This is a genomic window from Pseudarthrobacter sp. BIM B-2242, assembly GCF_014764445.1.
In the GTDB taxonomy this organism is placed as follows: Bacteria; Actinomycetota; Actinomycetes; order Actinomycetales; family Micrococcaceae; genus Arthrobacter; species Arthrobacter luteus_A.
Genome location: NZ_CP061721.1, coordinates 1,664,235 through 1,682,132 on the forward strand (window position 1 = coordinate 1,664,235; position 17,898 = coordinate 1,682,132).

Genomic DNA, 17,898 nt, shown 5'->3' on the forward strand with positions numbered 1-17,898 from the left:
CAGTCGGTGGTGTGCTTACGGCGTCCACGGGTCCTCTTCTGTCGCCTGTGCTTCCCTGTATTCGACATGAGCTGCGCTGTTGTGGATCGCGTCGTATTCGCCCAGCGTGGGGTAATGGAGGGTCGCGCCGGCATCGATGAGCTGCATCCACCAAGTGAGGCTGCCCATCTCTGTGCCCTTCGCCATGTCGAAGGCGTTTGCCTCGGTGGCAAAAGCCGCGGGGCCATCGAATGCTCCCGGGTGGAGTTTGCGGCGGAGGTTGTCCACTTGCTTGAGCTTGACGATGAGCTCGGTTGCTTCTTTGATGGCGGCGGCGCGGGCGAAGTCCTGGGCGCTGATTGCGGCGTTCATGTCCCATCCCCAGCCGTGTTCTTGGGCCAGTTCTTCGAGTCGGCTGACCGTCGGTTCGAACACCTGTGCGCGGAGGGTTTGAATGATTGTGTCTGCAGCCGCGTTTACTGCTTCTGCCTGATGAATTTTGGCCCGTTTACGGACTGCCTCCACTAGCGGCTGGATGTGGAAGTCAGCCGCGTGCCGGGCCATGGCGGCAGAGGGATCCTGTCCGTTGAGGACGAGGTCCGCCGCTTCTGCAAGGAAGTCCGCGCTGGGGTATACGGCTTGGATGAGTTCGTTGGCGTTGGTGATGGCGCGCAGGGTCAATTCCGTCGGAAGGACTTCCTGAAGGGGGATGGCGGCGGTGGTGAACTGTCCGAGCTGGTCGTCCATGAGTTCGGCGTTGATGGCGTGGGTTGCATAGATGGTCATAGTGACTCCTGTTTTTCGGTTGGGAAGAGATTCAGTAGGTCGGCGAGGATGTGCGCCTTGTCCTCTATGCCTTGGGCGGTGTCGCCGTTGACGTGGTGGTGGTGTTCGTAGGGGATTCCCCAGAAGGCGATGACCCGCCATTTGGCTACTTCGAGGCGAAGTTCGGTGAGGTCGGTCATCTGCTCTTCGGGCCGGTAGGACGGGGGCTCTGGGGCGACCGCTTCAGGGCTGGCCTCGGTCATGATTTGGGCTTTCTGGTTGGGAACTGGATGTAGTAGGCGCCTGGATGGGACATCCAGTAGCGGGCGTTGGCGTCAAGGGTTCGGGAGCAGGAGGACGCGAAGAGGACTTTGTCGCCGGGCTGGATTGGATCGCGACCTTCGCGTTGCATCTGCTGGTGTTCTTCGTCGCCGCAGTGGGGGCAGATTACGATGACGGCCAGTTGATTGACCGATACGGGCTGGATAGTCGGGTAAAGGGCCATCGGTCAGCTGCCGGAGAACCGGCTGGTCATGCCGTCGAGAATGCCGGGGCTCGCGAGGCCGCGCCGGACCAGGTCAATTGCGAGCTTCCCGGGTTTTGGTGGTTTCGTCGCAACGACCACGGCTGCAGCTTTCCGTCGTTTCTGGTGCCCGATGTCGTGTTTCTGAGGCATTACCCCTCCTGGGCGCGCGGCCGGCGCGATTCGATGACGTCAAGGATTTGGTTGGCCATGTCCACCGCTTGGCCCTCTGGCATGACCATCCACAGGTGACTGCTCTCCTGCTTGATATAAACGCCAGGGTGCCTCTGGCCGTCCGGGCTTTCGAGGACGGCGCGGGTGGCCTTAATCGGGCCGGTGTTCCTCTGCCACTTTTCTGCTGGTGTCCTGAAAGTCATGTTGCTTCTTTCTGTTTCGGCGATTCGTCGTTCGGTTCGTAAATGGCCAGTCGGCTTTCGGCTTCGAGTGCCCTGTCCCGCCATACGCGGAACAGCTCGTGTTCTTCGAGGGCCTTGGTCTTGAAGACTTCGCAGAGGTCGATGAGGTCCTGGCGGGAGAGCTTCGCAGTCATGAGGCTTTCCGCTCCGCTTTGTCCATGCGTTCCTGAAGGCCGGCCATCTGTTTGGCGCGTTCATCTTCGAGGGGCAAATTTCCAGTCCAGTCGTCGGCTTTTCCCCCGCGCGCGTTGGTGAGACTAGAAGCTTGGGCGATTTGTGTTTCTCCCTGTTTTTCCTCTAGTACTCCTCCCAGTGGTTCCTGAGTACTCATAGGGGTGTCTTTTTGGCTCACCCTGTTTTGCACTTTTGGTACACCCTGATGGGTGTCTTTTTCGTGTAGAGGTGGGTGTCTTTTTGGTTCACCCTCTTGGGTGTCTTTTTGGCTCACCCTGACGGCTTGGCGAGGAACCTGTACCCAAGAGACGTTCCGGCCGGAGCCCCGGGGTTCGTAGGTGAATTCAGGATCCAGGGCGAGCGCGTATTCAGCCCTGACATTCATACGTGCCTGCCCACTGGAGACTGTTGCCCCGGCCGCTCGTAAGGCTGCGAATACCTGCATGGTCATCCGCTTAGCGCTCGCGGCATCGGCAAGCCCGAGGGCATCAGCCATGGCGCTCCAACCGCCGAAATACACCGGGGGCTTGTCCGCGTCCAGAGCCATGTTCGCCATAAACAACAGGGCGCGCGCCTCCCGGTGGCTGAGGTGCCTCCAGTTGGTGAATACCTTGGCGACGTTCGTGGCTCCCATTTAGGCGGTTCCGTTCGTGTTTTCCGTGGCTCAGACCGGCGAGCCGAATATGAGCTTGGCTAGGGTTGTCGGCATCGCGTAGGCCAGGTAGAGGAGGCAAGTGACCAGCGCCCAGAACACTCCCCGTACTGTCCGCTGTATCCCGCGGCGCACTAGACCGTTCTCCCGGCCGTCTGCGCTGCCTTGGCGGCGGCTATAAGTTCAGCGGCGACGTCGTAAGCGTCTGCCAGCGACAGGTTTGCCAGCGACTCATCCTCAGTGCACTTGCCCGTCCACAGCTCGAGGTAGTGCTCTTGCGTCCGGTAGTTCCACGCCGGGACGATGACCATGCCCGCGACTTCAATCTCCGGGGCCGTCCAGAGCCCATCTACGCATTCCGACATGGTGTACCCGGCGGGCGGCTCGGGGAAGGAGCCGAGGACCTCCAGCAGCCTCGGCGCCGTCATGCCGCGTTCTTCAGCCATTGCAAAGAGCTCGCGCACGGTGGCGGGGTAAAACGTGGCGGAGTAAGTTGTCACCTCTTCGTCAGAGTTCCACCATTCATCGCCTATCACGTCGCGGAGGAGGTCCAGAAGCTCCGGCAGCGTGAGGCGCATTTCTTCGGCCATAGCTCCGAGCTGTGCCACCGTCGTGGGGGCCTTGATAGTCTGCATAGTGAATCGCCTTCTTATGGGTTGGTGGGTTCTACGGCCGTGACGGACTTTGGCGAGGCGTCACGGTCTTTTTCTGTTTTGAGGCGGATCTTGCACGCCTTCGCCGGGGTGGTTACCGGGACTTCCCGGACTTCGCAGGCGCAATCTCCGAGCCACTCGCAACCGCAACCGCTCACTGCTCGGACTCCGAGCCGGCGGTTTCCTTGTACGGGTTCCGGGCGTCTACGGTGGTGCTGTTCAGCGGGCCAGTGTGCGAGGTCCCATGCCAGTAGCCGGACTCCCACGCGGCTGCAAGGTCGGCCTCGGTAATCATGCGGGCACCGGCCCGACGTAGTGCTTGAACTCCACCCAGCGCCTGGCCACGCCTTCCCCTACGGGATCGCTGTAAATCAGGCGTTTATAGGCTTCAGGGTCGTTCCGGTCCAGGTAATCGCCGGCCATTTTCTTGGCGCGGCGGACGCTCATGACTGTCCCGGACTCCGCGGCTGCTTCGAGGATCCACCGCTTGACGGTGGTGAAGTTCGGGGCATTTTCTGGCATGTCCGTAAGCCCTTTCTCAGCTTGTGTGCTTGCCGTCAGACAACGGTCTTGGTTCTGGTGCGATGACTGAGGCCTCACGCTGATTTCCCGGTCTCGAATGCCCTTTGAATCCAGCCATCGACGTCTTCCCGCCGCGCCATAAGCCGGCCGCCGAGCTTGGCGAACTTCGGACCCTTGCCGTTCTGGCGGTAGAACCTCAGTGTGTTCACCGGGATTCGTGTCTCCTCGGCAACTTCGTCCATCGTCATGAGACGGTGCGAGCTAACTTCCATTGTTTTCTCCTCCAACAAATTGTGTTTCTGTTCCAACACAAATGACGATAGCACACGTTTTGTGTTGTCAGTCAAGGCTGGTTTGTGGGAGGGTGTGACCATGACTGAGAACATCGAGCAGAAACCTCAGGGCGTTCTGGACGAGGCGCACTTCGTGACCAATATGCAGCGCTTACGCGAGCAGAACGGATGGTCGCAGGGCGAACTGGCGCGCCGCGTAACCGAGCTTGGGTTCACGAACTTTCATCAGACGACGATCAGCCGTATAGAAAAGGCGGAAAGGCCTGTCCGTCTGTCAGAGGCAAGAGGCATAGCTGACGCGCTGGGAAAGCCGGTCGATGAACTACTCTCAACGCCAGAGAGCGCGGCCATTCTTGAAGAAGTCCGCACCGCAGTTGCTGACGTGCATAGGACCGAAAAACGGATCTGGGAAGCGGCCGACGCATATGAGTCGGCACTCGCCTCGGCGGAATTTGTCAGCTCGCAACTAGGGGAGCGGTCATCTGAGGTCTCTCCCGGTTCCGTGGATGCCGGGCGCCTGCGGTATTGGCTTGAAGAACTACAGAAGTCGATCGGTCGGCTACCTGATGCTGTCATCCGCGAGTACATGGAGGTACGTTATGGCAAGCATTCAGAAGAGACCTGACGGCCGTTGGCGCGCCAGGTACCGCGATGAAGCTGGTAAGGAGCATGCCAAGCATTTCCCGCGGAAGTTAGACGCTCAGCGATGGCTCGATGAAGTCACGGCGTCAGTGGTGGCCGGAACGTATGTGGATCCGAAGACAGCGCTCACCACTGTGGCCGAGTGGTCAGTAATTTGGCTGAAGGGCTACGAGAATAACCGGCCGTCCACTGTTCGCCAGGCGAAGACTCATCTGGTGCGAATCAATGCAGCGTTTGGTCACCGCGCCCTCAAGAGCGTGCGGCCGTCGGAGGTCAAGGCGTGGACGGCGAAGCTCAGTGATGAGGGCTTGGCTGATTCCACGGTCTACGCGCTGCACTCCCGGATGGGGCAGCTCTTCAGTGACGCCGTGCATGACGGGCTGTTGCCGAAGTCTCCGCTGAGCCGTAGGACGGCGCCGAAGGCGGGGGAGCAGCGGCCCTACGTGGCGACGACGAAACAGGTCTGGGCCCTGCATGACGCGATGCCGGACGGGCTGCAGCCGGCGGTGCTGCTGGCGGCCTTCGCCGGTCTGCGTGTCGCGGAAGCCGTGGCTCTGCGGGTGTCTGACGTGGACTTCATGCGGGGCATCGTTGCGCCGGCCATCCAGTATCCCGGCGTCGAACTCAAAACCAAGGAATCCAAGACGCCTATCCCGATTCCCCAGAATCTCTGCCTTGAGCTGTCGGTGAATCACACAAAGTGGGGCAGTGAAACGCTGGTCACGAACGCGTGGGGCCGGGCGATATCGCCGCACCGGCTCGAACACTACTTCCGGGAAGCGCGGGCAACGGTCAAGGGACTGCCGGAGGGGTTCCGATTCCATGACCTGCGGCACTACTTCGCGTCGCTGCTGATTGCTCAGGGGCTTGACGTGAAGGTGGTGCAGAAGAGCCTCAGGCACTCGTCAGCGAAGACCACACTGGACACCTACGGACACATGTGGCCTGACAAGGAAGAGTCAGCGAGGGCGGCCGTGGCTGGCGTGCTGCGGGAGCGGCTGAACTCGCGGACTGAGCAACACGGCTGACCGGAAAAGGCCGGTCCCGGGCGTGAAACCTGGGACCGGCCTTTGCTGTATCCGGATTCTTGCGGACTGTCTGCGGACTATGCCCGATTCTGCCGCGTGATCTAGCTAGACGCCGTAGTAGAGCTCGAACTCGTACGGGTTCGGGCGCAGGGACAGCGGGCGGATCTCGTATTCGTACTTGTACTCGATCCAGGTGTCGATCAGGTCCTGGGTGAACACGCCACCGGCCTGCAGGAACTCGTTGTCCTCGCGGAGGGCCTCAAGGGCTTCTTCCAGCGTTCCCGGAGCCTTGGGGATGTCCTTGGCTTCCTCGGCGGGGAGCTCGTAGAGGTCCTTGTCGATGGGGGCCGGCGGTTCGATGCGGTTGCGGATGCCGTCAATGCCGGCCATCAGCTGGGCAGCGAAGGCCAGGTACGGGTTGGAGGAGGGGTCCGGAGCGCGGAACTCGATGCGCTTGGCCTTGGGGTTGGAGCCCGTGATCGGGATACGGATACCGGCGGAGCGGTTGCCCTGCGAGTACACCATGTTGACCGGAGCTTCGAAGCCCTTGACCAGGCGGCGGTAAGAGTTCACCGTCGGGTTGGTGAAGGCAAGCACGGCGTCGGCGTGCTTCAGCAGGCCGCCGATGTACCAGCGGGCGGTGTCGGACAGGCCGGCGTAGCCCTTTTCGTCGTAGAACAGCGGTTCGCCGTTGGTCCACAGCGACTGGTGGCAGTGCATGCCCGAGCCGTTGTCACCGAAGACCGGCTTCGGCATGAAGGTCACGGACTTGCCCCAAGCGTCGGCCGTGTTCTTGATGACGTACTTGAACTTCTGCAGGTCATCGGCGGCGTGGGTCAGGGTGGTGAACTTGTAGTTGATCTCAGCCTGGCCGGCGGAGCCTACTTCGTGGTGGCTGCGCTCGACCTCAAGGCCGGCCTCGTCCAGGGCGATGCACATGGCGTCGCGGAGGTCGGCCTGCTTGTCGGTGGGGGAAACCGGGAAGTAACCGCCCTTGACGGGGGTCTTGTAGCCGAGGTTTCCGCCTTCTTCTTCGCGGCCGGAGTTCCAGTGGGCCTCTTCGGAGTCGATCTTGTAGAAGCTGCCCTCGGGGGAGGACTGGTACTGGACATTGTCGAAGACAAAGAACTCAGCCTCAGGGGCGAAGAACGCGGTGTCGGCGATGCCGGTGGAGGCGAGGTAGGCTTCGGCCTTCTCAGCCACGCCGCGGGGGTCGCGGTGGTACGGGTCTCCGGTGCGCGGGTTCACGATGGAGAAGTTCAGCGCCAGCGTCTTTTCCATGCGGAAGGTGTCCACAAATGCGGTGGTCACATCCGGGATCAGCTGCATGTCGGACTCGGCGATGCCCTGGAAGCCACGGATTGAGGAACCGTCGAAGAGCTGGCCGTTGACGAAGAAGTCTGCATCCACGCTCTTTGCCGGCACGTTGAAGTGCTGCTGGACCCCGGGGAGGTCGGTGAAGCGGATATCAACGAATTTAATATCCTCGTCCTTGATGAACTGGAGGACTTCGTCCGCATTCTTGAACATCTATGCTCCTAACGCATATGTAAATATCGGCTGGCAAGCCATCTGGTCCGGCGCAATCCGAAAGGCAGGGAAACTCAGTTTCCCTGCTTGGGCAATTGCTTGAAACTGGTACCAACCTTATGGACACGTCATTTCCCGACGGTGTCCACATTGTTTCGGGCAGGTTACAGAAATGCCCTGATCAGGCAACGCTATAGGGTGTCCCCTCTACGGTCCAGCGGCTTTCGCGATGTGAACGGTGCGAAGTCGGTAAGCTTGGACAGTGGTAAATCGTGACGACATCGGCTCCTGGCTCACCGGACCGGACACTTCCGGCATCTCAAAATACCCGGGGGAGCGCCTTGGGCTGCCGGAATCCGGCTCCGGCTCCATTGCCCGGGCCGGACGGCGCATTGTGGCCATCATGCTGGACTGGGGCCTCGCCACACTGATCAGTAATTTCGCGTTCGGCGGAGACGCCTGGGCAACCCTCGCCGTTTTCGCTGCTGAGCAGATTCTGCTCGTGGGGACGCTCGGCTACAGCATTGGCCACAGGATCGTGGGCATCCAGGTATTACGCCTCGGCGGAGGGCCGGCAGGGCCTCTGGCTGCCGTGGTCCGGGCCCTGCTCCTGTGCCTTGTGATCCCGGCAGTGATTTTCGACCCCGACCACCGCGGCCTGCACGACAAGGCGATGAATACGGTCCTGGTCCGCCGCTAGACCCCGGCTGGTTCCTTGACTTCTGCGGAGCGTGGTGCGTCGTCGGTGAGGTAACCGCGCTTCCCGGCCCAGCGCTCGAACGCGATGGTCGCGAAGGGGAAGACAGCGGAGATCCCGGCGAACAGTGCCACGGTGAACGGCCAGCGCTGAAGCCGCCACAGGGCGAGGGCAGCCACGCCGTAGCCCACAAAGAGCGCGCCGTGTATCGGGCCGGCAATCTCTACGCCCAGCTCAGTGGTCTTGGCGATCCATTTGAAGTACATGCCAGTCAGCAGGGCTGCCCAGCTGAACGCCTCGGCGACCGCCAGGATCCGGAAGGCACGGATTGCAACAGTTTTCAGCGGTACTCTCATGGGTTTCTCCGATCACAGGATGATTCCGGCGCCTGCGGTGCGCCACAAAAAAGACCGCCCCGGTGCCCGGCTTGGGCCGGAACCGGGGCGGTTCACACGTTCTAGCGTCCGCGGTTGGGACGTGCCTTATAGGGATCTATGCCCTTGGGGATGGGGAGGCGGTTGCCCAGCGACGAGATGCGCTTGGAGACGGCATTGACCTCAAGTTTGGTCAGTTCCTTCTTCATCTTGCCCATCTTCTTGGCCACCTGGCTGATGGGGACCTGGCCCTCGCCCCGACCGCTCTCGATCACGTGGACCGTAACGTTCGGGAGGATGCGTGCCAGGCGTTTGCGCTCGGCGTCCAGCAGCGGCTTGACCCGGGCGCTGGGTCCTTCGCTGACCAGGACAACGCCGGGACGGCCGATGGCGCGGAAGACGGCATCCTGCGTGCGGGGGTTGACCGAGACAGGCTGGTCTTCGGTGATCCAGCCGCGCTTGAGTGTGCCCAGGGCAGCGCCCGAGGCGCCGGGCTGGTTTTCGATCTGGGCGAATGCCGCACGTTCGGCCCGCCGGGACAGGATCAGCGTGGCGCCGAGCAGGCCCAGGGGAATACCGATCAGCAGGCCCGTGATCCAGTTTTCAAGCAGCAGGCCAACCACAAGGCCGACAGCCACAACGCCCAGGAACACCAGCAGCATCAGCCACGGGACCATGGGGTCATGGCGGCGGGTCATGTTGAAGACTTCGCCGATCTGCTTGAGCCGGCTTGGCTTTTTGACCTTTGCTTCCTTTGGCTTGCGCGAGAAGAGGCCACGCTTCGGGGCGCCGTCGGCCGCCGGAGTAGTGTTACTGGAATCAGGGGATTTCGCCATAGTGCCTCAATTCTACGTGATTTATGGCTGAGGGCCGGACGGCGGACATTGTCCGGTGCCGGCCCTCAGGCACAACGCGCTGCAGCTCAGGAACGTGCGGCCAGCAGGGAGCTGGCTTCCTGGCGGGTGCTGCCGGAGGACTCGATGTGGGCGAGTTCGGCGGGGATTTCCCAGCCCTTCTTGCGCATCGCGGTGGCCCAGAGCCGGCCGGCACGGTAGGAGGACCGGACTAAGGGCCCGGACATGACGCCGAGGAAGCCGATCTCGTTGGCCTCGTCCTGGAGGTCCACGAACTCCTGGGGCTTGACCCAGCGGTCCACCGGCAGGTGCCGCTCGGACGGGCGCAGGTACTGGGTGATGGTGATCAGGTCACAGCCGGCCTCGTGCAGGTCCCGCAGGGCTTCGGAGATTTCCTCGCGGGTCTCGCCCATGCCCAGGATCAGGTTGGACTTGGTCACCATGCCCAGGGCCCGGCCCTGGGTGATGACATCCAGGGACCGCTCGTACCGGAACGCGGGCCGGATCCGCTTGAAAATCCGCGGCACGGTCTCGACGTTGTGCGCGAACACCTCGGGCTTGGAATCGCAGATCGCCGCGATGTGCTCGGGCTTGCCGGAGAAGTCCGGGATCAGCAGCTCCACGCCGGTGCCCGGGTTCAGCTCGTGGATCTTCCGGACCGTCTCGGCGTACAGCCACACACCCTCATCGGCGAGGTCATCGCGGGCCACACCGGTCACGGTGGCGTAGCGCAGCTGCATGGCCTGGACACTCCGGGCCACCTTGGTGGGCTCGAACATGTCCACCGGGGAGGGCTTGCCGGTATCGATCTGGCAGAAATCACAGCGCCGGGTGCACTCGGACCCGCCGATCAGGAACGTGGCTTCCTTGTCTTCCCAGCACTCAAAAATGTTCGGGCAGCCGGCCTCTTCACAGACCGTGTGCAGGCCTTCCTTTTTGACCAGGTTCTTGAGCTGGACATACTCAGGACCCATCTGGACCTTGGCCTTGATCCACTCCGGCTTCCGCTCCACGGGTACAGCGGAGTTACGCTGCTCAACGCGCAGCAGCTTCCGGCCTTCTGGTGCCAATGTCACAGGAGCGCTCCTTCGGGGTTTGAAACGAGCGCTTCTTCGTGTTTGCGGAACTCGTCCATAAACCGTTCGGCGATATCGCTCGGGTTGATGTTTTTGCCGGCTTCGATGGACATCGTGGTAACGCCGGCGTCCGTGATGCCACAGGCGATGATCTGGCCATAGGGTGCCAGGTCATTGTTGCAGTTGATGGCGACCCCGTGCATGGTGACGCCGTCCAGGACACGGATGCCGATGGCGGCAATCTTCCGGTCCGGACCCTTGGTGTCCGCGGGGATCCACACTCCGGCGCGTCCCTGGATGCGCCCGGCGTTAATGCCATAGTCCGCCATGACGGCAATCATGACGGCCTCGAGCCGCTCAACATAGTCGCGGATGCCCGAGCGGTTCTTCAGTTTGAGGATGGGGTAGGCGATCAGCTGGCCGGGGCCATGCCAGGTCAGCTTTCCGCCGCGGTCCACTGGCACCACGGGGGTGCCGTCCAACGGGCGCTCGTGCTCTTCTGTGAGCTTGCCGGCCGTGTACACAGCCGCATGTTCGAGGACGAGAACTGTGCTGGGCGCTTGGCCCGCGACGACTTTGGCGTGGATTTCGCGCTGTAGGTCCCAGCCGCGGACGTAGTCAACGAAGTCCGGGGCGAGACCCACCTGTGAAAACTCAAGAGTCATGGCATCCAGCTTAGACCCCGGTTTGTAAGGGGTCCGATATAAGTGGCGGACCTCTCATACACTGCCGGCCACTGCACTGGACGGGGCAGCCCTGTGGATAACTTCTGCAGGCTTCCGCGGAATCCGCTAGACATGACCCATGGATGATTTCACTGCTCCGGACGTGCCCGGCTTTATGGTGGGACGGGTGCTGGGCAGAGGCGGAAGTTCAACCGTTTGGCTGGTCACCGAGGAAAGGTCCGGCCGCGACTTTGCGTTGAAATGCCTTGGCGTCAAACACGGCCGGCGGGCCGCCGATCCCTGGCCAGCGGGTGCAGCAGCAGATGAGGGCCTCCGCCGGGAAATCCGGATCCTGTCCGTACTCGACCATCAGCATCTTATTAAGGCCCATGACGCCGTCAGGTTCACGCCGAAACCGGGGCCGGCAGGGACCGCGGAAACGGGCGCCGGCGGAATCGGCCTGCTGCTGGACTATGCGCCCGGCGGCTCGCTTGCAGAGCTTGTGGGAGGCCGGCGCAAACTTCCCGTGGGGGAGACGGTGACGGTGCTGACCCCTATCGCCCAGGTACTGGGCTACCTGCACGCCAAGGGTTTCACTCACGGCGATGTCTCGCCGGGAAATGTCCTGTTTACCGGGCACGGCAAACCGATGCTGTCCGACGTCGGCATTGCCAGGATGGTAGGCGACGCCGCGGCAGTGCCGGACTGCGGCACGGCTGGCTTTATGGACCCGGCCCCGGTGGACGCCATCCGGGCCGGACTCCAGCCGGAACGCGACGTGTACTCGCTGGCGGCGCTGGGGTGGTACTGCCTTACGGGTGAGCCGCCGCGCCGGACCGCGGAGCGGCCGCCCCTGTCCCTCCTCCTCCCGGATGTGCCGCCGGAGCTGGCCGCCGCCCTGGAGGCAGGCCTTAACGAGGACCGGCGGCTGCGGCCCGGTGCCGTGGAGCTGGCGACGGCGATCTACCGCAGCGCGCCACCCTTGCCCATAGATCTCGCGTCCTCCGTCCATGCCACCGTTATCCCGCAGCTTCTGACCCGGCGTCGTGTCCCGGAACATCCCGAGGGGGCCGTCCGGAGCGGCCTGCGGGCCTGGGGACGCAGGCTGTCGACGTCGCGCTGGTCCGGGCTGGTCGGGGCGCGCCAGAAGCTGCCGTTCCCGGAAAGCGATAAGCCCGTGCCGCGGGGAAAGCACGCAGTGGTTCCGGGTGAAACGCGGCGGGCGAAGAACCTGGGACCCATGAAGCCCGGCGCTGAACCATCCGGGCCCGATCGCAGGAGCAATGTGGTGCCGAAGGCAGGGCAAAGGCGCGGGACGCTTCTGCTGGCGGCAGGCGCTGTGGCCGTGGCGGCCGGCACCATCTGGACGGCCGGCGCGTTTGGCCCGGGCGGACCGCTGGAAGGCCCGGCCGGGGCAGGACCACAGATAGTCGGCACTGAGCTGGCGGACAGCACGCAGAGTGGTCCGGGCGGGAACACTGACGGGCCGGCGGCACCTGGCAATGCTGACACGGGGATTCCGGCAGCCGTCGCGGCGCAGCTCGGTTCGACTGACCCGGCCGAGGCAGTCCGCGCGCTGGCTGCCGTGCGGTCGCTGGCGTTCAGCTCCGGCAGGCTGGAGCTCCTGGACCTTGTTAACGCGCCGGGCTCCACGGCGGCCGCCGCCGATGCGCGGCTCAAAGACGAGCTGCAGGCATCCGGGCGGCTCCTGGCCGGTTTCTCCAGCACGGTCTCCAACATCGAGGTCGAGCAGGGACGTTCAGCCAGCCAGGCGGTAGTCGGCGTGACGTCGGCAACCTCGTCCTATGTGGAACAGGACAGTGCGGGCCAGGTGCTGGCCGCCGGCGCCCCTGGCACGGAACAGGTCCTTCGGCTCGTGCTCGTTTTCCTGGACGGGCAGTGGCGGATTACGGATGTTCTGCCAGGCTCCTGACGGTCCGGCCCCGGGCTTCGCTCAGCGGGCGGCCACCCACGCCGCAGCTTGGGTGAGGGACGGATGCTGCCACTGGAATCCGGCGGCTTCCAGCACTGCCGGCTCCATCCGTTTGCCGGACAGGAGGAGTTCGTTGGCCATTTTGCCCATGACCAGCCGGAGTGCCGGTGCCGGCACCCGAAAGAAGGCCGGACGGTGCAGCGCCGAGGCCAGCGCTCCGATCAATGAGTTCACGTCCGCTTCCTGGGGGGCGCACACGTTCACCGGGCCGTGAATGTCCGAGCGTGCCAGGAACTCAAAGACGGCGCAGATGTCCGGCAAAGTAATCCAGGGCCAATACTGCCTGCCATTGCCCAGGGGACCGCCTACGCCGAGCCGAAGCAGCGGCAACAGCCGCCCCATGGAGCCCCCCGAGCGGCTGAGGACAATCCCGGAACGGGTGGTGACCACGCGGACGCCGGCCGGCGCCTCGTGCGCGGCGGCCTCCCACTCCACGCAGATCCGGGCGAGGATGCCGGAACCCGGCGAGGCATCTTCGCGAAGCTGCGCGGACCCCGAATCGCCGTAGAAATCGGCCCCGGACTGGCTGATGAATGTCCGCGGCGGGTTTTCGAGCTTACCCATGGCCTCAACCAGGGTGCCCGTTGCCCTGAGCCGTGAACTGAGCAGCTCCCTGATCCGGGAACTGGTCCAGGGACGGTCGCCTATCCCAGCTCCTGACAGGTTGATCACGGCGTCAGCGCCGGCCAGCGCCGCCGGGTCGAGGCGGTGAGCTTCGGGATCCCACTGTATTTCAGCGGGAGAGGCGGGCTTGCGGCGAACCAGGGTGACTACCTCGTGGCCGGCCTGCCGCAGCGAAGCTGACAACGGGGTCCCGATCAGGCCGGAGGCGCCGGAGATGACGATGTGCATGGTCCATCTCACCACGGCGGACACCCTGACGGAACCGTACTACCTCCCGTCGACGTCAGCGCAGGTTGACTATGATCGAACGATGACTTCTTCGAGCTACTTCCGATTTCCGCATGTCCACGGCGATCTGGTCACGTTTGTGGCGGAGGACGACGTCTGGATTGCGCCCCTCAGCGGTGGCCGGGCGTGGCGTGTTTCTTCCCTGCAGCTGCCCGCCCGCAACCCGCGCTTCACGCCTGACGGCAAGCGTCTCGTCTGGACTGTCATCCAGGGCACCGCGCCGGAAGTCGTATCGGCGGAAGTGGATGGCGGCGGCTACCGGCAGCTGACCTATTTCGGCCACAGCAGCACCAGGGTCAAGGGCTTCACCGCCGGCGGCGACGTGGTGGTGACCAGTGCCTTCCGCCAGGCCGAGAGCCGGCACACGTATGCCTACACCGTCCCCGTTGACGGCGGCTGGGCTGAGGAACTCCCGTTCGGGCCTGTCGAATCAGTGGCATTCGGCCCCGAAGTCGGCGACGAGCGCCCGGTTGTCCTGGCCAGTGTTCTCTCGCGCGAACCTGCCTGGTGGAAGCGGTACCGCGGCGGGACAGCCGGCAAGCTCTGGATTGATGCCGACGGAAACGGCGAGTTCGAACGGCTTGTTCCTGAGCTGGAGGGAAACCTTACCGATCCCCTTTGGGTTGGCGGCCGGATCGCGTTCCTGTCAGACCACGAAGGGTACGGAAATCTTTACTCCGTGCTTCCCGGCGGCAGCGACCTGCGCCGCCACACGGACCACGAGGACTTCTACGTCAGGCACGCCGCCAGCGACGGCGAGCGGGTCATCTTCGAATCCGCGGGTGAGCTCTGGGTCCTGAACGATCTGTCGTCGGATGCGGTGCGGCTGGACATCACCCTGGGCTCGGCCTCGCAATCACGGCGCCCGGCCCTTCTGAAAGCAGCCAGGCATCTGGGCGAGGCCGTTCCCGACGCCGGCGGTTCCGCCAGTGCCGTCGAGGCCCACGGCACCGTGCACTGGATCCGGCACAAGGACGGCCCCTCCCGCATTGTGGAGGCCACACCCGGCGTCCGGGCACGGCTGCCCCGGCCGGTCGACGGCGGCCGGCTCGCCTATGTGGCCGACCACGACGGCGTAGAGGCCATCTACATCAAGGAAATCGCGGCCGAGGTTACCGCCCCGACAACTACTGCTGCACACGCTCCTGCCGGCACAGCATCTCCGAACGCAGCCCCCGGTACGGCCCGGACCGAGGCTCCGGCCGGACACCAGGCGGCGGCACTGCCCCGGCCGGTGCCTGCCGCGGGCAAGGCAGCTGTGGCGACTGCCGACGTCGTGGTCCCGGTGGCCGACGACGCGGGCTCAGACGATGCCGCTGCTGAGTCCGGTGCGGTGGCTGTTCGCCAGGCCACGGGCGCCGCCGCTGCCGACGTACAGCGACCTGAAACCACCCGCATCGCCTTCCCCAAGCCGACACGGGCCAGCGCACTGGAAGCAAGCCCGGACGGCAAGTGGCTGGCCGTGGGAACCTCCTTCGGCGATGTGTATGTGGCGAACACGTCAACGGGCGTGCTGTCGCTGGTCACCAGCATCGGCGAGGGAACCATTGAGGAACTGGCATGGTCGCCGGACTCGCAGTGGCTGGCCTGGTCTGAGCCGGTCACGTCGTTCGGTTCCAGAAGCCGGCTGCGGCTTGCCAGCGTCACGGAACCAGGCGGCAGCCCGGTGGAGGTCACCGACGGCCGCTTCTGCGACCAGTCGCCAAGCTTCACGCCCGACGGAAAATTCCTGGCCTTCCTGTCCAACCGCAGCTTCGACCCTGTTTATGACGGCCACTCGTTCGACCTGTCTTTCCCGAGCCCCATCAAGCCGTACCTCGTGGCACTTGCAGCCACCACGCCTTCGCCCTTTGGCCCGGCAGTGGACATGGCGCCCGCCGCAGGCATCGACGAAGAAACCGGCGGGGCAGACGTTGCCCCGGTCCGGGTGGACTCCGAAGGACTGGCCCACCGTGTCATCGGTGTCCCGGTGCCGCAGGGCAACTACACCGCGCTGAGGGCCACGGACGGTGCCCTGCTGTGGCTGGACTGGGCCCTCGCGGGCGTCACCGGTGACGGCAAGGCCAGCAAGGAAGACAAGGACGCCCGCCCCAGCCTGGTCCGGTTTGACCTCGCCCGGCGCAAGCCGGCCACACTGGTTGAAGCCCTGGACAGCTACCGGCTCTCCGGGGACGGCAAGAAGGTGGTGCTGATCAGCGACAAGCAGGTCAGTGTTGTTCCTGCGGATGCCAAGGCCGATGAAGAATCAGGCCAGCTGGTCAAGGTTGACCTGGGCAGGATCCGCGTGATGATGGACCCGCTCAGCGTCTGGGGCCAGGCCTTTGACGAGGCATGGCGCCTGCAGCGCGACTTCTTCTGGGCGGAGGACATGGCCGGCCAGGACTGGGAGTCGGTCCACAAGCGTTACCGCCCGCTGGTGGACAGGCTGGGTTCGCATGACGACCTGGTGGACCTGCTCTGGGAACTCCACGGCGAACTGGGCACGTCGCATGCGTACGTCAAGCCGGCCATGGTGACGGAAAACGGCAGCAACGGCCAGGGCCGTCTGGGCGCGGACCTGGCTTTGACCCCCGAGGGCTGGGAAATCACCCGCATCCTGGCGGGGGAGTCCTCCGATCCGTTGGCCACCTCTCCGCTCACCCGGCCGGGCGCTGCCGCCATGGCCGGGGACGTTCTCCTGGCCATTGACGGCGTGCCCCTGTCCGATTCCGTGTCGCCGGCCATGCAGCTGGTGGGCGCCGCCGGGCGGGCCGTGGAGCTGACCCTCCGGAACGGGGCAGGACACGGAGCCGAGGCAGGCAAACAGCGGCGCATCGCGGTTGTCCCCGTCAGGGACGAGGAGCGCCTCCGCTACCAGGAGTGGGTCGCGGCAAACCGCAGGACCGTCCGGGAGGCCTCCGGCGGGCGCTACGGGTACCTGCACATTCCGGACATGATGGCGAACGGCTGGGCCCAGCTGCACCGGGACCTGGACACCGAAACAGCGCTGGACGGGCTGATCGTGGATGTCCGCCGGAACCGTGGCGGGCACACGTCCCAGCTTGTTGCCGAGCTGATCGGCCGCAAGGTTACCGGCTGGAGCATGCCGCGCGGCGAACGCCCCCGGACCTACCCGCACCACGCCCCGCGCGGCCCGGTGATCATCCTCGCCGATGAGTTCGCAGGGTCCGACGGCGACATCATCACCCAGGTGTCCAAGCTGCGGGGAATCGGCCCCGTGATCGGCACCCGCACCTGGGGCGGCGTGGTGGGCATCGACAACAGGTTCGCCCTTGCCGACGGCACGGGCGTGACGCAGCCCCGGTATGCCAACTGGTTTGCCGGCGGCGTGGGATGGTCCGTGGAGAACTACGGCGTTGACCCGGATATCGAGGTCACCTTCCCCCCGCACGCCTACGCCGCGGGCACGGATCCGCAGCTCGAATACGGCATCGGGGCACTCAAGGAAATGATTCAGGAGCTGCCCACGGACAAGCCCCCGGCACGGGAAGGCTACCGCCTCCTGCGGCCGGCCCCGCTCCCGGCCCGCCGGAACGGCGCCTAACCAGCGTTCCGAACCCACAGCAAAGGCCCTGCCCCGTCCGGTCATCCGGGCGGGGCAGGGCCTTTTCCATGACCAACGGCGGTTTACACCGCCTGCCGGATCAGGACTGCAGGGAAGCGTCCAGGGTGATCTTGATGCTGGCGAGGGCACCGGAGACCGGGCAGCCGGTCTTGGCCTCGCCGGCGATCCGCTGGAACTCCTCTTCGGAGAGGCCAGGGACCCTCGCGGACACCGTCAGGTGGCTTCCGGTGATGCCGGTGCCCGGCACGAAAGTGACGTCCGCTTTGGTGTTGATTTCCTCGGGGGCGTGACCGGCCTGGGCAAGCATGTTGCTGAACGCCATCGAGAAGCAGCTGGCGTGGGCTGCGGCGATCAGCTCTTCGGGGCTGGTCTTGCCCTCGGCCGCTTCGGTGCGCGCCTTCCAGGTGACGTCGAAGGTGCCCAGGCCGGAGCTGTCCAGGGTCGTCTGACCCGATCCTGACATCAGGTCGCCGTTCCATACTGTGTGCGCGCTGCGTGTTGCTGCCATGTCCACTCCTCAAAGTCGATTCGAACCGGGGCGGCCATTGCCGTGCCCCGCCGGTTCCCATCCTAGGGATTCCGGTG

General features: G+C 64.4%; 22 protein-coding genes. 5 read left to right on the forward strand and 17 right to left on the reverse strand.

The window, feature by feature from the left end; all coding sequences use genetic code 11:
• Positions 1 to 15: 15 nt before the first annotated feature.
• From IDT60_RS07640 to IDT60_RS07685, 10 genes are all read right to left on the reverse strand, one after another.
• A complete protein-coding gene (locus IDT60_RS07640) occupies positions 16 to 765 on the reverse strand; it encodes a hypothetical protein (RefSeq protein ID WP_191081454.1) in 750 nt (249 codons plus the stop codon).
• Entirely contained in the window at positions 762 to 1,007 is a 246-nt protein-coding gene (locus tag IDT60_RS07645) for a hypothetical protein (RefSeq protein WP_191081455.1), read from the reverse strand. Before IDT60_RS07645 ends, IDT60_RS07640 begins: the two co-directional genes overlap by 4 nt.
• Before the next feature lie 245 nt (positions 1,008 to 1,252).
• The gene (locus tag IDT60_RS07650; RefSeq protein ID WP_191081456.1) at positions 1,253 to 1,420 is read right to left on the reverse strand and encodes a hypothetical protein; all 168 of its coding nucleotides are present in this window, start codon (positions 1,418 to 1,420) and stop codon (positions 1,253 to 1,255) included.
• Positions 1,420 to 1,644, reverse strand: a complete 225-nt coding sequence (locus IDT60_RS07655) for a hypothetical protein (RefSeq protein ID WP_191081457.1) — start codon at positions 1,642 to 1,644, stop codon at positions 1,420 to 1,422. The genes IDT60_RS07650 and IDT60_RS07655 overlap by 1 nt, the downstream gene beginning before the upstream one ends.
• Positions 1,641 to 1,817 carry a hypothetical protein gene (locus tag IDT60_RS07660; protein ID WP_191081458.1) on the reverse strand — a complete coding sequence of 59 codons (177 nt, stop codon included), beginning with the start codon at positions 1,815 to 1,817 and terminating at the stop codon, positions 1,641 to 1,643. Before IDT60_RS07660 ends, IDT60_RS07655 begins: the two co-directional genes overlap by 4 nt.
• A complete protein-coding gene (locus tag IDT60_RS07665; RefSeq protein ID WP_191081459.1) occupies positions 1,814 to 2,491 on the reverse strand; it encodes a hypothetical protein in 678 nt (225 codons plus the stop codon). Before IDT60_RS07665 ends, IDT60_RS07660 begins: the two co-directional genes overlap by 4 nt.
• 152 nt (positions 2,492 to 2,643) lie before the next feature.
• A complete protein-coding gene (locus IDT60_RS07670; RefSeq protein ID WP_191081460.1) occupies positions 2,644 to 3,144 on the reverse strand; it encodes a hypothetical protein in 501 nt (166 codons plus the stop codon).
• A 172-nt stretch (positions 3,145 to 3,316) separates the two neighbouring features.
• Positions 3,317 to 3,457 (reverse strand): hypothetical protein, encoded by a 141-nt coding sequence (locus IDT60_RS07675; protein ID WP_191081461.1) that lies wholly within the window; start codon positions 3,455 to 3,457, stop codon positions 3,317 to 3,319.
• Positions 3,454 to 3,684 carry a hypothetical protein gene (locus tag IDT60_RS07680; protein WP_191081462.1) on the reverse strand — a complete coding sequence of 77 codons (231 nt, stop codon included), beginning with the start codon at positions 3,682 to 3,684 and terminating at the stop codon, positions 3,454 to 3,456. Before IDT60_RS07680 ends, IDT60_RS07675 begins: the two co-directional genes overlap by 4 nt.
• A gap of 74 nt (positions 3,685 to 3,758) precedes the next feature.
• A complete protein-coding gene (locus IDT60_RS07685; protein ID WP_223883921.1) occupies positions 3,759 to 4,031 on the reverse strand; it encodes an AlpA family transcriptional regulator in 273 nt (90 codons plus the stop codon).
• A 25-nt stretch (positions 4,032 to 4,056) separates the two neighbouring features.
• Between IDT60_RS07685 and IDT60_RS07690 the strand changes: the two genes are divergently transcribed.
• Together IDT60_RS07690 and IDT60_RS07695 are read left to right on the forward strand one after the other, a co-directional pair.
• On the forward strand, positions 4,057 to 4,602 hold the full coding sequence (locus tag IDT60_RS07690; protein ID WP_191081463.1) for a helix-turn-helix domain-containing protein: 546 nt from the start codon (positions 4,057 to 4,059) through the stop codon (positions 4,600 to 4,602).
• A 232-nt stretch (positions 4,603 to 4,834) separates the two neighbouring features.
• Complete coding sequence (locus IDT60_RS07695; RefSeq protein ID WP_223883922.1) at positions 4,835 to 5,647, forward strand: site-specific integrase; 813 nt, start codon at positions 4,835 to 4,837, stop codon at positions 5,645 to 5,647.
• 105 nt (positions 5,648 to 5,752) lie between these two features.
• On the opposite strand, the gene glnA is transcribed toward IDT60_RS07695, so the two are convergent.
• On the reverse strand, positions 5,753 to 7,177 hold the full coding sequence (gene glnA, locus IDT60_RS07700) for a type I glutamate--ammonia ligase (RefSeq protein ID WP_164200811.1): 1,425 nt from the start codon (positions 7,175 to 7,177) through the stop codon (positions 5,753 to 5,755).
• 262 nt (positions 7,178 to 7,439) lie between these two features.
• On the opposite strand from glnA, the gene IDT60_RS07705 reads away from it, so the two are divergent.
• Positions 7,440 to 7,877 (forward strand): RDD family protein, encoded by a 438-nt coding sequence (locus tag IDT60_RS07705; RefSeq protein ID WP_191081465.1) that lies wholly within the window; start codon positions 7,440 to 7,442, stop codon positions 7,875 to 7,877.
• Here IDT60_RS07705 and IDT60_RS07710 read toward each other — a convergent pair.
• From IDT60_RS07710 to lipB, 4 genes are all read right to left on the reverse strand, one after another.
• Complete coding sequence (locus tag IDT60_RS07710; RefSeq protein ID WP_191081466.1) at positions 7,874 to 8,230, reverse strand: DUF3817 domain-containing protein; 357 nt, start codon at positions 8,228 to 8,230, stop codon at positions 7,874 to 7,876. The genes IDT60_RS07705 and IDT60_RS07710 overlap by 4 nt on opposite strands.
• A 101-nt stretch (positions 8,231 to 8,331) precedes the next feature.
• Entirely contained in the window at positions 8,332 to 9,084 is a 753-nt protein-coding gene (locus tag IDT60_RS07715; RefSeq protein ID WP_164200805.1) for a DUF4191 domain-containing protein, read from the reverse strand.
• A gap of 86 nt (positions 9,085 to 9,170) precedes the next feature.
• Positions 9,171 to 10,178 (reverse strand): lipoyl synthase, encoded by a 1,008-nt coding sequence (gene lipA, locus IDT60_RS07720; RefSeq protein ID WP_191081467.1) that lies wholly within the window; start codon positions 10,176 to 10,178, stop codon positions 9,171 to 9,173.
• A complete protein-coding gene (gene lipB, locus IDT60_RS07725; RefSeq protein ID WP_191081468.1) occupies positions 10,175 to 10,843 on the reverse strand; it encodes a lipoyl(octanoyl) transferase LipB in 669 nt (222 codons plus the stop codon). Before lipB ends, lipA begins: the two co-directional genes overlap by 4 nt.
• A 139-nt stretch (positions 10,844 to 10,982) precedes the next feature.
• Here lipB and IDT60_RS07730 point away from each other — a divergent pair, with 139 nt between their 5' ends.
• A complete protein-coding gene (locus IDT60_RS07730) occupies positions 10,983 to 12,776 on the forward strand; it encodes a serine/threonine-protein kinase (RefSeq protein ID WP_191081469.1) in 1,794 nt (597 codons plus the stop codon).
• Positions 12,777 to 12,797: 21 nt separating this feature from the next.
• Here the strand turns inward: IDT60_RS07730 and IDT60_RS07735 are convergent, their stop codons facing one another.
• Positions 12,798 to 13,688 carry a TIGR01777 family oxidoreductase gene (locus IDT60_RS07735; protein WP_191081871.1) on the reverse strand — a complete coding sequence of 297 codons (891 nt, stop codon included), beginning with the start codon at positions 13,686 to 13,688 and terminating at the stop codon, positions 12,798 to 12,800.
• Between the two features lie 82 nt (positions 13,689 to 13,770).
• Between IDT60_RS07735 and IDT60_RS07740 the strand changes: the two genes are divergently transcribed.
• On the forward strand, positions 13,771 to 17,292 hold the full coding sequence (locus tag IDT60_RS07740) for a S41 family peptidase (protein ID WP_191081470.1): 3,522 nt from the start codon (positions 13,771 to 13,773) through the stop codon (positions 17,290 to 17,292).
• 100 nt (positions 17,293 to 17,392) lie between these two features.
• Here the strand turns inward: IDT60_RS07740 and IDT60_RS07745 are convergent, their stop codons facing one another.
• Positions 17,393 to 17,821 (reverse strand): OsmC family protein, encoded by a 429-nt coding sequence (locus tag IDT60_RS07745; protein ID WP_191081471.1) that lies wholly within the window; start codon positions 17,819 to 17,821, stop codon positions 17,393 to 17,395.
• Between the last annotated feature and the right edge of the window lie 77 nt (positions 17,822 to 17,898).

Excerpts from the sequence above, each read along its gene's own strand:
- IDT60_RS07640 (WP_191081454.1), bottom strand. The coding sequence starts at position 765 with ATGACCATCTATGCAACCCACGCCATCAACGCCGAACTCATGGACGAC.
- IDT60_RS07645 (WP_191081455.1), bottom strand. The coding sequence starts at position 1,007 with ATGACCGAGGCCAGCCCTGAAGCGGTCGCCCCAGAGCCCCCGTCCTAC.
- IDT60_RS07650 (WP_191081456.1), bottom strand. The coding sequence starts at position 1,420 with ATGCCTCAGAAACACGACATCGGGCACCAGAAACGACGGAAAGCTGCA.
- IDT60_RS07655 (WP_191081457.1), bottom strand. The coding sequence starts at position 1,644 with ATGACTTTCAGGACACCAGCAGAAAAGTGGCAGAGGAACACCGGCCCG.
- IDT60_RS07660 (WP_191081458.1), bottom strand. The coding sequence starts at position 1,817 with ATGACTGCGAAGCTCTCCCGCCAGGACCTCATCGACCTCTGCGAAGTC.
- IDT60_RS07665 (WP_191081459.1), bottom strand. The coding sequence starts at position 2,491 with ATGGGAGCCACGAACGTCGCCAAGGTATTCACCAACTGGAGGCACCTC.
- IDT60_RS07670 (WP_191081460.1), bottom strand. The coding sequence starts at position 3,144 with ATGCAGACTATCAAGGCCCCCACGACGGTGGCACAGCTCGGAGCTATG.
- IDT60_RS07675 (WP_191081461.1), bottom strand. The coding sequence starts at position 3,457 with ATGATTACCGAGGCCGACCTTGCAGCCGCGTGGGAGTCCGGCTACTGG.
- IDT60_RS07680 (WP_191081462.1), bottom strand. The coding sequence starts at position 3,684 with ATGCCAGAAAATGCCCCGAACTTCACCACCGTCAAGCGGTGGATCCTC.
- IDT60_RS07690 (WP_191081463.1), top strand. The coding sequence starts at position 4,057 with ATGACTGAGAACATCGAGCAGAAACCTCAGGGCGTTCTGGACGAGGCG.
- glnA (WP_164200811.1), bottom strand. The coding sequence starts at position 7,177 with ATGTTCAAGAATGCGGACGAAGTCCTCCAGTTCATCAAGGACGAGGAT.
- IDT60_RS07710 (WP_191081466.1), bottom strand. The coding sequence starts at position 8,230 with ATGAGAGTACCGCTGAAAACTGTTGCAATCCGTGCCTTCCGGATCCTG.
- IDT60_RS07715 (WP_164200805.1), bottom strand. The coding sequence starts at position 9,084 with ATGGCGAAATCCCCTGATTCCAGTAACACTACTCCGGCGGCCGACGGC.
- lipB (WP_191081468.1), bottom strand. The coding sequence starts at position 10,843 with ATGACTCTTGAGTTTTCACAGGTGGGTCTCGCCCCGGACTTCGTTGAC.
- IDT60_RS07730 (WP_191081469.1), top strand. The coding sequence starts at position 10,983 with ATGGATGATTTCACTGCTCCGGACGTGCCCGGCTTTATGGTGGGACGG.
- IDT60_RS07735 (WP_191081871.1), bottom strand. The coding sequence starts at position 13,688 with ATGCACATCGTCATCTCCGGCGCCTCCGGCCTGATCGGGACCCCGTTG.
- IDT60_RS07740 (WP_191081470.1), top strand. The coding sequence starts at position 13,771 with ATGACTTCTTCGAGCTACTTCCGATTTCCGCATGTCCACGGCGATCTG.
- IDT60_RS07745 (WP_191081471.1), bottom strand. The coding sequence starts at position 17,821 with ATGGCAGCAACACGCAGCGCGCACACAGTATGGAACGGCGACCTGATG.